General features: G+C 45.4%; 12 protein-coding genes and 1 other annotated feature. All 12 genes read right to left on the reverse strand.

Translation table 11 applies throughout. The features are described 5' to 3' along the window. Window positions 1-8 precede the first annotated feature (8 nt). Window positions 9-422 carry a 30S ribosomal protein S12 gene (gene rpsL, locus ACFODW_RS13235; protein ID WP_390272708.1) on the reverse strand — a complete coding sequence of 138 codons (414 nt, stop codon included), beginning with the start codon at window positions 420-422 and terminating at the stop codon, window positions 9-11. A gap of 143 nt (window positions 423-565) precedes the next feature. Continuing rightward, window positions 566-820 (reverse strand): 50S ribosomal protein L7ae-like protein, encoded by a 255-nt coding sequence (locus tag ACFODW_RS13240; RefSeq protein WP_390307221.1) that lies wholly within the window; start codon window positions 818-820, stop codon window positions 566-568. A gap of 175 nt (window positions 821-995) precedes the next feature. Then, window positions 996-4598, reverse strand: a complete 3603-nt coding sequence (rpoC, locus tag ACFODW_RS13245; protein WP_390307223.1) for a DNA-directed RNA polymerase subunit beta' — start codon at window positions 4596-4598, stop codon at window positions 996-998. Between the two features lie 102 nt (window positions 4599-4700). Then, window positions 4701-8240, reverse strand: coding sequence for a DNA-directed RNA polymerase subunit beta (rpoB, locus tag ACFODW_RS13250; protein ID WP_390307225.1), 3540 nt, complete (start codon window positions 8238-8240; stop codon window positions 4701-4703). Between the two features lie 363 nt (window positions 8241-8603). Then, the gene (locus ACFODW_RS13255; protein WP_390307227.1) at window positions 8604-9206 is read right to left on the reverse strand and encodes a class I SAM-dependent methyltransferase; all 603 of its coding nucleotides are present in this window, start codon (window positions 9204-9206) and stop codon (window positions 8604-8606) included. Between the two features lie 205 nt (window positions 9207-9411). Further along, complete coding sequence (gene rplL / locus ACFODW_RS13260) at window positions 9412-9777, reverse strand: 50S ribosomal protein L7/L12 (protein WP_390307230.1); 366 nt, start codon at window positions 9775-9777, stop codon at window positions 9412-9414. A gap of 76 nt (window positions 9778-9853) precedes the next feature. Continuing rightward, complete coding sequence (gene rplJ / locus ACFODW_RS13265) at window positions 9854-10354, reverse strand: 50S ribosomal protein L10 (RefSeq protein WP_390307233.1); 501 nt, start codon at window positions 10352-10354, stop codon at window positions 9854-9856. Window positions 10355-10431: 77 nt separating this feature from the next. Continuing rightward, window positions 10432-10584 (reverse strand) — a sequence feature (ribosomal protein L10 leader region). A gap of 47 nt (window positions 10585-10631) precedes the next feature. Then, window positions 10632-11324, reverse strand: a complete 693-nt coding sequence (rplA, locus tag ACFODW_RS13270; protein WP_390307235.1) for a 50S ribosomal protein L1 — start codon at window positions 11322-11324, stop codon at window positions 10632-10634. Between the two features lie 182 nt (window positions 11325-11506). Further along, window positions 11507-11932 carry a 50S ribosomal protein L11 gene (gene rplK / locus ACFODW_RS13275; RefSeq protein ID WP_390307237.1) on the reverse strand — a complete coding sequence of 142 codons (426 nt, stop codon included), beginning with the start codon at window positions 11930-11932 and terminating at the stop codon, window positions 11507-11509. 167 nt (window positions 11933-12099) lie between these two features. Continuing rightward, window positions 12100-12636 carry a transcription termination/antitermination protein NusG gene (gene nusG / locus ACFODW_RS13280; protein WP_390307239.1) on the reverse strand — a complete coding sequence of 179 codons (537 nt, stop codon included), beginning with the start codon at window positions 12634-12636 and terminating at the stop codon, window positions 12100-12102. Between the two features lie 167 nt (window positions 12637-12803). Continuing rightward, window positions 12804-12977 carry a preprotein translocase subunit SecE gene (gene secE, locus ACFODW_RS13285; RefSeq protein WP_390307241.1) on the reverse strand — a complete coding sequence of 58 codons (174 nt, stop codon included), beginning with the start codon at window positions 12975-12977 and terminating at the stop codon, window positions 12804-12806. Between the two features lie 35 nt (window positions 12978-13012). After that, window positions 13013-13162 (reverse strand): 50S ribosomal protein L33, encoded by a 150-nt coding sequence (rpmG, locus tag ACFODW_RS13290; RefSeq protein ID WP_390307243.1) that lies wholly within the window; start codon window positions 13160-13162, stop codon window positions 13013-13015. Window positions 13163-13211: the final 49 nt, after the last annotated feature.

The following is a 13211-nucleotide window of genomic DNA, read 5'->3' on the forward strand; positions in this document are numbered from 1 at the left end:
TTCACGGTTTATTTCTTAGGTCGTTTTGTTCCGTATTTGGAACGGCCTTGTGCACGGCCTTCTACTCCTGCAGTGTCAAGCGCACCACGTACGATGTGGTAACGTACACCAGGAAGGTCTTTTACACGGCCTCCACGAAGCAATACAACACTGTGCTCTTGAAGATTGTGGCCAATCCCCGGGATGTATGCAGTTACTTCCATGTTATTAGAAAGACGCACACGAGCATATTTACGAAGAGCCGAGTTAGGTTTCTTCGGTGTCAAAGTACCAACACGTGTACATACTCCGCGTTTTTGTGGAGAATTTTGGTTGGTGAACTTTTTCTTAAAGCTGTTGTACCCTCTGTTAAGTGCTGGAGAGTCAGATTTCTTTGGCTTGCTCACACGACCTTTACGTACTAGCTGATTAATTGTAGGCATGTATATTTCCTCCTTTCTTTTCTAGTGATTGGGCTTGCGTTAAACCCGGCACCACCTACCAGCTGTGGCTTTTGTAATTCCACATATCCAGGTGGTTCATCTTTTGGCAAAAACAAAGCTTTCGCGAAAGAATTCCGCCAAAACTAGGATTGTTTTATTGCTGCTGTAGATGCCCCAACCTCTATGCCGCAAGCAGCTCCAAGCTTGTTCATTGAATCAACCCGTTCACATGGTATATTCAATTCTTCGGCTAAACTTGCAACCTTTTGTGTTATTTTTGGATCTGCATCGTCAGCAATGAACACTTCGCTGATTTCACCATTCTTCATGGCTTTGAGCGTTTGCTTTGTTCCAATAATCACACGTGATTTAACTTGCGTTACTTTTTCATAAGACATATTCATATATCCTCCAAAGCAACAAGCATATCGGAAGCACCTAGGATAGTTTATCATCCACCCATAATCGTGTCAACATAAAATGGGATTTTTATGGCTCCCGATTCCAACACTTGTTTTTATCACATAGTAAAGCGGGTGGCGGTTCCGGCACAGCCGGAACCGAACCTCCCGTTTATTGAATTGCTTCTGTTTCTTCCGCCTCTTCTGCAGGCTCATCAACGTTAGCTTCAACAGAACGGTATTGCTGCATTCCAGTACCAGCTGGAACAAGTTTACCGATAATGACATTCTCTTTAAGACCTAACAGCTCATCACGCTTTCCTTTAATAGCGGCATCTGTAAGGACACGTGTGGTCTCCTGGAAGGATGCTGCGGACAGGAATGAATCAGTCTCCAGCGAAGCTTTTGTAATTCCAAGAAGTACTGGTTTCCCTGTTGCAGGAGACTCGCCATTCAGCAGAACCTGATGGTTAGCATCACGGAACTGGTGCAGTTCAAGCAGAGAACCAGGGAGCACTTCCGTATCACCGGCATCCACTACACGCACTTTGCGCATCATCTGGCGAACCATTACTTCCACGTGTTTGTCGCCGATTTCCACACCCTGCATCCGGTATACTTTTTGTACTTCCTTCAGCAAGTAATCCTGCACTCCTTCGATGCCTTTGATTCGCAGGAGTTCCTTAGGATCCACGGAACCTTCTGTCAGTTCCTGGCCGGCTTGAACTTCGTCGCCAACCGTCACTTTTATCCGGGCATTATATGGAACCGGATAGGACCGCTGCTCCACATCACCTTGAATAACAATTTCTTGTTTATCTTTAACTTCTTTAATTTCCAGCACGGTTCCATGAACTTCTGTGATGACCGCTTGCCCTTTTGGATTACGGGCTTCAAAGATTTCCTGGATACGTGGAAGACCTTGCGTGATATCATCACCGGCCACCCCGCCTGTGTGGAAAGTACGCATGGTAAGCTGTGTACCAGGCTCACCAATAGACTGTGCAGCAATGATACCAACTGCTTCGCCTACTTCAACCTCATCACCTGTTGCGAGGTTACGGCCATAACACTTCTTACAAACGCCATGCTTGGTATTACATGTGAATGCTGTCCTGATAATGACACTTTCAATGCCAGCCTCTTCAATCTGCTTCGCCTGATCCTCGGAGATAACTGTATCATTCTCCACAATTACCTTACCTGTTTCAGGATGTTTCACAGTCTCGAACGCTGTACGTCCTATCAGACGGTCGATCAGTGGTTCGATCAATTCTGTCCCCTCAGTAAGAGCAGATACTGTCAATCCACGGTCGGTACCGCAATCTTCTTCACGGACAATTACATCCTGGGCAACATCTACCAATCTTCTGGTCAAATAGCCGGAGTCGGCAGTTTTCAGTGCGGTATCTGCCAAACCTTTACGTGCACCGTGAGTGGAAATAAAGTATTCCAATACTGTCAGGCCTTCACGGAAGCTTGATTTAATTGGCAGTTCAATGATTTTACCAGCCGGGTTGGCCATCAGGCCACGCATACCTGCAAGCTGTGTGAAGTTGGAAGCATTACCCCTCGCACCCGAGTCACTCATCATGAATATCGGGTTACGCGGACTTAAGGACTGCATCAGTTTGTCCTGAATGGTATCTTTAGCCTGGGACCAGACTGCAATGACCCTGTCATAACGTTCTTCATCCGTGATCAGACCACGGCGGAACTGCTTAAGGACATTATCCACTTTCTTTTGGGCCTCATCTAAGATTCCTTCCTTCTCGGCGAGCACCACGATATCGGAAACACCAACGGTCATTCCCGCCTTAGTGGAATAGCTGAAACCTAGATCTTTCATGCGGTCAAGCATCTTGGAAGTTTCACTGATTTTAAATCGTTTAAACACTTCGGCGATGATGTCACCAAGGAATCCTTTTTTGAAAGGTTTAATAATCTCTCTTGACTGGATTTCCTCTTTAATGTCCTTATCACTATCCACAAAGTATTTATCAGGGGTTTCTAACTCAAGGTTGCTCTGTGTCGGTTCGTTGATATACGGGAAGGATTCCGGCAGAATCTCATTGAATATCAGTTTTCCGACCGTTGTCAACAGGAGTTTATTCTGATTTTCTTTTGTGAAAGTTTTATTTTCTAAGCTTGACGCCTGCACTGCAATTCTCGTATGCAAGTGGACATATCCATTTTGATAGGAGAGGAGTGCTTCATTGATATCTTTGAAAACCTTACCTTCTCCAACGGCGCCTTCTCTTTCCAGAGTGAGGTAGTAGTTGCCCAATACCATATCCTGGGAAGGAGTAACAACAGGCTTGCCGTCTTTCGGGTTCAGAATGTTCTGGGCAGCCAGCATCAAAATGCGGGCTTCCGCTTGAGCTTCTGCAGATAACGGTACGTGAACCGCCATTTGGTCCCCATCAAAGTCAGCATTGTATGCCGTACATACTAGAGGGTGTAGGCGGATAGCGCGGCCTTCAACCAAGGTAGGTTCGAACGCCTGGATCCCCAACCTGTGCAGGGTTGGTGCACGGTTAAGCAATACCGGGTGCTCCTTGATAACTTCCTCAAGTACATCCCATACCTCCGGATGCACACGCTCTATTTTCCGTTTTGCGGACTTGATGTTGTGAGCAATTCCTCTTTCCACCAGTTCCTTCATGATGAATGGCTTGAATAGCTCAAGCGCCATTTCTTTTGGCAGTCCGCACTGATACATTTTCAGATGCGGTCCAACCACGATAACAGAACGTCCTGAATAGTCTACACGCTTACCAAGCAGGTTCTGACGGAAACGCCCCTGCTTACCCTTCAGCATATGGGATAAAGACTTCAGTGGCCTATTACCAGGACCGGTTACAGGACGGCCTCTCCGGCCATTATCAATCAGAGCATCTACTGCTTCTTGGAGCATGCGTTTCTCGTTTTGGACGATAATGCTAGGAGCCCCAAGGTCCAGCAGGCGTTTCAGACGGTTGTTCCGGTTGATCACACGACGATACAGATCATTCAAGTCAGACGTCGCAAAACGTCCTCCATCAAGCTGCACCATTGGGCGGATTTCTGGCGGGATTACCGGAAGGACATCCAGAACCATCCAGGAAGCATCGTTTCCTGAGTTGCGGAAGGATTCGAGCACTTCCAACCGCTTGATTGCACGAGTTCTTCGCTGCCCGTGTGCTGTTTTAAGCTCTTCCCGCAAGGCATCGACTTCCTTCTCTAAATCGATATCCTGCAAAAGTTTGCGAATTGCTTCGGCACCCATCTGCGCCTTGAATGATTTGCCATATTTATCATAGTAAGAGCGGTATTCCTTCTCGGAAAGAAGCTGTTTCTTCTCTAAAGGAGTATCACCTGCATCTGTTACGATATATGCAGCAAAATAGATAACCTCTTCCAATGCACGTGGAGACATATCAAGAACAAGCCCCATACGGCTTGGTATCCCTTTGAAATACCAAATATGCGACACAGGTGCGGCTAACTCAATATGACCCATCCTTTCACGGCGGACCTTGGATTTAGTCACCTCAACTCCGCAGCGGTCGCAGACAACTCCCTTGTAACGTACGCGTTTGTACTTGCCACAGTGGCATTCCCAGTCTTTCTGTGGACCGAAAATACGCTCACAGAATAGGCCATCTTTTTCCGGCTTCAGTGTCCGGTAATTGATTGTTTCCGGCTTTTTGACCTCTCCGTATGACCAAGAACGGATTTTTTCCGAGGATGCTAAACCGATTTTCATATACTCAAAGTTATTTACATCTAGCAAAGGGCCTACCTCCCTTAAAGTGTCCCGATTTATCCATTGGCTTATCTATCCTAAGCAAAAAGCTGGCTGGGAACCCCGGGAACCGGGGTCTTTTTCCGCCAACTATTGATTTTCTCCGACTTCCAGATTCAACTTGCTCGCTGCCTGTGTGTCTTCCTCTTCCAGTTCACGCATGTCGATTTCTTCCTCATCGCTTGAGAGCATTTTGACATCCATTCCGAGACTTTGAAGTTCTTTAATCAATACTTTGAATGATTCAGGAACCCCAGCCTCCGGAACATTGTCTCCTTTGACAATCGATTCATACGTCTTCACACGGCCGACTACATCGTCTGATTTGACTGTCAGGATTTCCTGCAGGGTGTATGCAGCTCCATATGCTTCCAGAGCCCATACCTCCATCTCACCGAAACGCTGTCCACCGAACTGCGCTTTACCACCGAGCGGTTGCTGGGTTACGAGGGAATACGGTCCAGTTGAACGGGCATGCAACTTATCATCAACCATATGGGCGAGTTTGATCATATACATGACGCCGACCGACACACGGTTATCAAACGGCTCACCGCTGCGGCCGTCATAAAGGATGGTTTTTGCATCCCGCGGCATTCCAGCCTCTTCAAGGGTTTCCCAAACATCTTCTTCTCGGGCCCCGTCAAACACTGGGGTCGCGACGTGAAGGCCTAATTCCCTTGCCGCCATACCAAGATGCAATTCAAACACCTGTCCGATATTCATACGGGATGGTACCCCCAATGGGTTAAGCATGATATCGATCGGTGTGCCATCCGGCAAGTAAGGCATATCCTCTTCCGGAAGGATTTTCGAGATTACACCTTTGTTACCGTGACGACCGGCCATTTTATCCCCTTCGTTTATCTTACGTTTCTGGACAATATAAGCTCGGACAAGCTGATTTACGCCCGGCGGCAGCTCATCTCCGTCTTCACGGTGGAAGATTTTCACGTCAAGGACTATTCCGCCGGCACCATGAGGTACTCTGAGGGAAGTATCCCGGACTTCTCTAGCCTTTTCACCGAAGATGGCATGGAGGAGCCGTTCTTCCGCCGAAAGCTCTGTTACCCCTTTAGGAGTAACCTTACCAACCAGAATATCTCCATCGGTGACTTCTGCCCCGACACGGATGATACCCTGCTCATCAAGGTTTTTCAACGCATCTTCACCGACATTCGGGATATCTCTTGTAATTTCTTCGGGTCCCAACTTGGTATCCCGAGCCTCTGATTCATACTCCTCTATATGGATGGAAGTATAAACGTCATCCTTCACAAGTCTTTCACTCATGATGATGGCATCCTCATAGTTGTAACCTTCCCATGTCATAAAACCAACGAGCACATTCTTACCTAAAGCCAGCTCTCCATCCTGCATGGAAGGTCCATCAGCCAATACTTCTCCTTTGGTTACCCGGTCTCCTTCACTTACAATCGGACGCTGGTTGTAACAGGTACCCTGGTTGGAGCGGATGAATTTCTGAAGGGTATACTTATCTGTATCTCCTTCAACCTCCTTACCGTCCACATTAGAGATGCGGCGCACAACTACTGTTTTAGCCTCCACACTCTCTACTACACCGTCATGGCGGCATATAATGGCGGCACCTGAGTCTTTTCCGTTTACATATTCCATCCCAGTACCTACAACAGGGGCTTCGGGCTGCATCAGTGGAACAGCCTGACGCTGCATGTTGGCACCCATCAATGCACGGTTGGAGTCATCATTTTCCAAGAAAGGAATACATGCGGTAGCCGCTGAAACAACCTGCTTTGGCGATACGTCCATATAATCAATCTGTTCCCGCTTTACTACCGTGTTGTCTCCACGGAAACGGGCAATGACTTCCTCGCTTGCAAATGTTGCATCCTCATTCAATTCAGCATTTGCCTGTGCGACAACATAATTATCTTCCTCATCGGCAGTTAGATAATCAATTTGGGCTGTAACCTTACCAGTTTCAGGATCTACCCGGCGGTATGGTGTCTCAATAAACCCGAATTCATTTACCTTTGCATAACTGGATAATGAGTTGATCAGCCCGATGTTAGGCCCCTCAGGCGTTTCAATCGGACACATGCGGCCATAGTGTGAGTAGTGAACGTCACGGACTTCGAAACCGGCGCGTTCCCTTGTCAAACCACCTGGTCCTAATGCTGATAGACGACGTTTATGCGTCAGCTCTGCAAGCGGATTGGTCTGGTCCATGAACTGTGAAAGCTGCGAGCTTCCGAAAAACTCTTTTATTGAAGCAATTACAGGCCTGATATTGATCAGCTGCTGTGGAGTGATACTGGAAGTGTCCTGAATGGACATCCTCTCTCTCACCACTCGCTCCATACGGGATAGACCAATACGGAACTGGTTTTGCAGCAGCTCCCCGACAGAACGGAGACGACGGTTGCCAAGGTGGTCGATATCATCTGTCCCGCCAACCTCATGGAGAAGATTGAAGAAATAGCTGACAGACGAGAGAATATCGGCAGGGGTAATATGTTTTACCTCTTTCGGCACATTGGCATTGCCTATTACATTCAGAACCCTTTCACCATTAGGGTCAGTTGGATCTATAATCTTGATAGATTGAAGTGGAATAGGATCTTCCAGCACTCCATCAGTCGGTTCGAAAACTTTCTCACCAAGCCGTGCTTCTTCATCTTCAAGATAAGGAATAATCTTATCCAGCAGTTTACGCTCCAGCTTATCACCTTTTTGGGCAAGTACCTCGCCTGTTTCCTGATCCACGATGTTTTCAGCAAGAACCTGATTGAAAAGTCGATTCTTAAGATGCAGCTTCTTGTTCATCTTGTAACGGCCGACACGGGCAAGGTCATAACGTTTAGGGTCGAAGAAACGGGATACCAGCAGACTTTTTGCATTTTCTACTGTAGGCGGCTCCCCAGGACGTAAACGTTCGTAGATTTCCAGCAATGCTTTTTCTGATGTTTCTGTATTATCTTTTTCTAACGTGTTTTTTAAGTATTCATTCTCACCAATGAGATCAATGATTTCCTGGTCTGTACCAAACCCAAGTGCACGCAACAGCACAGTTATCGGCAATTTGCGTGTACGGTCAATACGGACATGGGCAACGTCCTTGGCATCTGTCTCAAATTCAAGCCAGGCACCACGGTTTGGAATTACTGTAGCACCAATTCCCCGCTTCCCGTTTTTATCGATTTTCTTGTTAAAATAGACACTAGGTGAACGGACGAGCTGTGATACGATCACTCGTTCAGCTCCATTAATTACAAATGTACCCGTATCTGTCATCAGAGGGAAATCTCCCATAAAGACTTCCTGCTCTTTCACTTCTCCGGTTTCATTATTTATTAGACGGACCTTCACACGAAGCGGAGCGTTATAGGTGACGTCCCGTGACTTCGATTCTTCCACGGAATACTTCGGTTCACCTAAACTGTAGTCGACAAATTCAAGAGATAGATTTCCTGTGAAATCTTCAATAGGAGAAATGTCTTTGAACATTTCCCTTAGACCTTCCTCCATGAACCACTCATAGGAAGCGGTTTGGATCTCGATTAAATTTGGCAATTCCAAAACTTCGCTGATACGCGCATAGCTCCTGCGTTGGCGGTGCCGTCCATACTGAACTAGTTGACCTGTCAACTGCTTCACCCCTTAAATCAAGCATTTTGTAGAAACTCTACTGAAATGATTTTTATATTTGAAAAACAAACCTGAATTTGCAATCATCCAGGAATGCTTTGATACCAGTTACTTCCGCCGGTTGCCGGCGGCCATACATGCAAGAACACACATCCGTGTGTATCGGATTCCTTGCGACTCCAAAGATTGCCTGACGGCGTTTTAATCATTAGAAAACAGGAAAATACAAGTTTTAATTACTCTTAACTTTACCATTTTCTCCTTCCAACAATGGAATATACGTCATAATTCGATAAAAATATATCTTGACAAAGGAATCGCCATGTTAGCATTTATCTATCATACCATCTCGACTTAAACTCGTCAAACATTAACAGCCTTCAGTATATAGTAGCCTTTGTCTTTTGCAACTATTTCTACTTCCCCGAACAATTCTTCCAACTTGATTTTGGCAGAAGGTGCTCCCTGCTTCTTTTGCATGACTGCCCACAACTCCCCATTTTCCTGCAACGCATTTTTAGATTCTTCAAAGAGTTGATGTACTGTTTTTTTTCCTGCTCTTATCGGGGGGTTGGATATCACTGAAGCAAATGATCGGTTCTTCAGGCCCATAAACAAATCACTATAGGTAAACTCAACGTTGGTCACACCGTTCTGTTTAGCATTCTTTTCCGCTAAGCCGAGAGCTCTTTCATTGACATCCGCCATCACTACTTTTCTATCGGGGTAAGAATCTGCTAGCGAAATACCGATCGGACCATAGCCGCATCCGAGGTCCAATAAGTCACCCGGCTCATCCGGAGCAGTAAATTTTTCAATTAACAGCCGCGATCCAAAATCCACTTCGTTTTTAGAAAACACTCCCACATCACTAGTGAAAGTATAAACCTTGTTTCTCAATTCATATTTCCATGTCTTGGGTGAACTTTTTGATTGGGGTTTATTCGAAAAGTAATGCTCAGCCATTTGGGCACCTACTTTTTTATTTAATATGAGAAGAAAATTACTGTAAAGCGCCAGAAACATCCCTGAATCAGAGCTTCCGTTTTAGGGCGCTTTTCGCTTCGAGGAAACTGAATGATTGGGATGGGCGCTGGAGTCGGCGGTTTTCGCCTTTAAGATATAGAAAGCCCGCCGTAGGACGACGAGCTTACATGTAATTAATAGGTTATTACTTAACTTCTACTTCAGCGCCAGCTTCTTCAAGTTTACCTTGGATTTCCTCAGCGTCTTCTTTAGAGATTCCTTCTTTAACTGGTTTAGGTGCGTTATCCACCAAGTCTTTTGCATCTTTCAGGCCAAGACCAGTGATTTCACGTACAGCTTTAACCACTTTGATTTTAGAAGCGCCAGCACCAGTAAGCACTACATCAAATTCAGTTTGTTCTTCTGCTGCTTCTCCTGCTCCTGCTGCACCTGCTGCTGCTACTGGAGCTGCTGCAGTTACTCCGAATTCTTCTTCGATTGCTTTAACTAAGTCGTTCAGTTCGAGAACGGACATTTCTTTAATCGCATCAATGATTTGCTCATTATTCATGATAAAATTCCTCCTGGTTTTTATATTATAGTTTTAATAGAAACGAACTTAAACGGCAGGTTTACACTGCCTGAGTTTATTCGCCTTGTTCTTCTTTCTGTTCCGAAACAGCTTTTGCAGCATATGCAAAGTTGCGGACTGGTGCTTGAAGTACACTAAGAAGCATAGAGACCATGCCTTCGTAGTTTGGAAGGTTCGCAAGCTCTTTCAACTGATCAACAGTAGCTACCTTTCCTTCAATAACACCGCCTTTGATCTCCAAAGCATCATGCTCTTTGGCAAAGTTGTTCAGGATCTTAGCTGGAGCAACGACATCATCATTACTGAAAGCCAGGGCGTTCGGACCTGTTAGCAGGTCGTTCAACTCTGTCAATTCAGCAGATTCAACGGCACGGCGTGTCATTGTATTCTTGTAGACTTTGAAGTCAATCCCAGCTTCGCGGAGCTCTTTACGCAATTGCGTTACTTCAGCTACATCAAGACCGCGGTAATCCACGAGTACAGATGTCTGGCTTTGGCGAAATTTCTCTGTGATTTCTTCAACAACCTGTTTCTTTTGCTCAATTACATTAGACATTATTCCACCTCCTGTTAACATTCATCATACCGTTCGAGAAGCCCGAAGAATGGCAGGAAATTTCTTTCCAACCAGCGGGACATATAAGAAAAGCTCCCATGTAGACATGGGAGCTTAATATCACAAATGGAAAGAGCGGGAAATGCCTTTCACATCTGTCTATAAACACCTCGGCAGGATATTAAGCGAATGGTCGCCCCTGCTGTCTACGGTACAACGTATTCAATTCACAACGTGATCTATTATATTGGATAGAAATCAAAAAGTCAATAGTCGATTAACGATAGTTGGAGACGTCGACTTTGATTCCAGGTCCCATGGTTGAAGCGATGGATACATTCTTCATGTATGTCCCTTTAGCGCTTTGCGGTTTAACTTTGACCAATTGCTCAGCGAGAGCGGCAAAGTTGTCAACCAATTTATCATTCTCGAAAGAAAGTTTGCCGATCGGCACATGGATGTTGGCAGACTTGTCCACACGGTACTCAACCTGTCCCGCCTTGACATCTTTGACTGCTTTTTCCACGTCGAAAGTAACTGTCCCGGTTTTAGGGTTAGGCATCAGGCCTTTAGGCCCCAACACACGGCCCAGCTTACCAACTTCAGCCATCATATCTGGAGTGGCTACGATCACATCAAACTCAAACCAGCCTTGGTTGATTTTATTGATGTATTCCTCTTCACCCACATAATCTGCACCTGCGTTTTCGGCCTCTTTGGCTTTTTCGCCTTTAGCGAACACCAGAACACGCTGGGTTTTACCAGTTCCATGCGGCAACACCATTGCACCGCGGATCTGTTGGTCAGCTTTCTTAGGGTCTACACCCAGACGAAAAGCTGCTTCGACTGTTTCGTCAAAGTTTGCTTTAGAAGCTTCTTTTGCCAAAGCAACAGCTTCATTTATATCATATGATTTAGAACGATCAACAAGTTTCAAAGCTTCTTGATGCTTCTTACCTCTTTTTGCCATTTTATTTCCTCCTCTATTGTGGTTATAACGGTAAGACCTCCCACTTATAAAAGCCAAACACTTTTATAAAGCTTAGAATGACAGACATCCTAAGGTGTTCCTTAAAATGCTGCCAATCTCACGAAAAAGGTTGCGGGTAATGGCATGTCACTCGCAACCTGTACCGTATTTTGAAACATTAATTAGTCTTCGATGGTGATACCCATGCTGCGGGCTGTTCCCTCAACCATGCGCATCGCTGCCTCTACATCAGCGGCGTTCAGGTCTTCCATTTTTGTTTCCGCGATTTCTTTGACTTGATCGCGTTTAACACTAGCAACTTTATTACGGTTCGGCTCCCCTGAAGCAGTTTCAATGCCTGCTGCTTTCTTCAACAGAACTGCAGCCGGTGGAGTTTTAGTAATAAATGTAAATGAACGGTCTTCAAACACCGTGATTTCAACAGGAATAATCATACCCGCCTGGTCTTGCGTGCGTGCATTGAATTCTTTACAGAATCCCATGATGTTCACACCTGCTTGACCCAATGCCGGTCCTACCGGTGGCGCCGGGTTTGCTTTTCCAGCTGGAATTTGCAATTTAACTAGCTTGATTACTTTTTTAGCCACGAGACACACCTCCTTAAAGTCCGTGATGTGGTAATAGGGTCCTGTATGGTACCCTCCCACTCCAATTTGCCATATTCAATGCCGAAGCATGAATAACAAAAGAATTTTAGCATGAATCGGGAGATGATGCAAGCCCTCCTCCCGATTTTTATCGAATTGTATTAGATTTAGCTGAGTTTTTCTATTTGGTTGAAGTCTAATTCAACCGGAGTTTCCCTTCCAAACATATTCACATGCACTTTGATTTTTTGCTTATCCATATCAATATGCTCGATCGTCCCAGTGAAATCTGTAAACGGCCCATCTGTCACCCGGACATGCTCCTTCAATTCGAAATCCAGCTGTACTGGCGCATCTTCGACTCCCATACGTTTAAGGACTGTCTCCGCTTCGCCGGGGAGCAGTGGCGTCGGTTTGGCTCCTCCGCCACTGGAGCCGATAAACCCGGTAACACCGGGCGTATTCCTTACAACATACCAGGAATCATCTGTCATAATCATCTCTGTCAGGACATAACCAGGAAAAGACTTTTTCTTGACCACTTTCCGTTTGCCGTCCTTGATTTCCGTCTCTTCATCTTCTGGGACAATGACACGGAAGATTTTATCTTCCATGCCCATCGTCTCCACTCGTTTCTCCAAGTTCATCTTCACTTTGTTTTCATACCCGGAATAAGTATGAATGACATACCAGTTTTTCTCCATTCGATCAGGGCGGCAACCACCCTTCCCTCCCTTATGTTTATTAACGGATATCTATTCTGCAGCATCTGCAATCTGCTTCGCTGTTAATTTCAGGCAATTTAAAAAACCCGTGCTGCCGGGTTTTATAAAAGGAATATTATTTTCATTATAGCATAATCTTCTAGTAATTATTCAAAGAAAGCGTTCAAAGCTTGGGAAATCCCAAAATCGACAATTGCAAAAAACACCGCTACAAACGCCACCGTAGTTATAACCGTTATCGTGTATGCAGTCAATTCCTTCCCTTTTGGCCAGCTTACCTTCTTCATCTCTCTGGAGACATTCTTCAAAAACGAGAACATGCCTGTACCCCCTAAACTCTGCCTTTACCGGACGCTTATTTTGTCTCGCGGTGCAATGTATGCTTACTGCATGTTTTGCAGTATTTTTTAACTTCCAGACGTGTGTCCTGGGCGGATACATTTTTATTTGTAGAATAATTTCTGCTGTTGCAAATTGCACACGCTAATATTACTTTTTTTCTCATCGATTCACCCCGTTCAGGGTTCATTTTACACACACTCTAATGTAGCATG

The organism is Virgibacillus sediminis, assembly GCF_042643265.1.
Classification (GTDB): domain Bacteria; phylum Bacillota; class Bacilli; order Bacillales; family Amphibacillaceae; genus Virgibacillus_O; species Virgibacillus_O sediminis.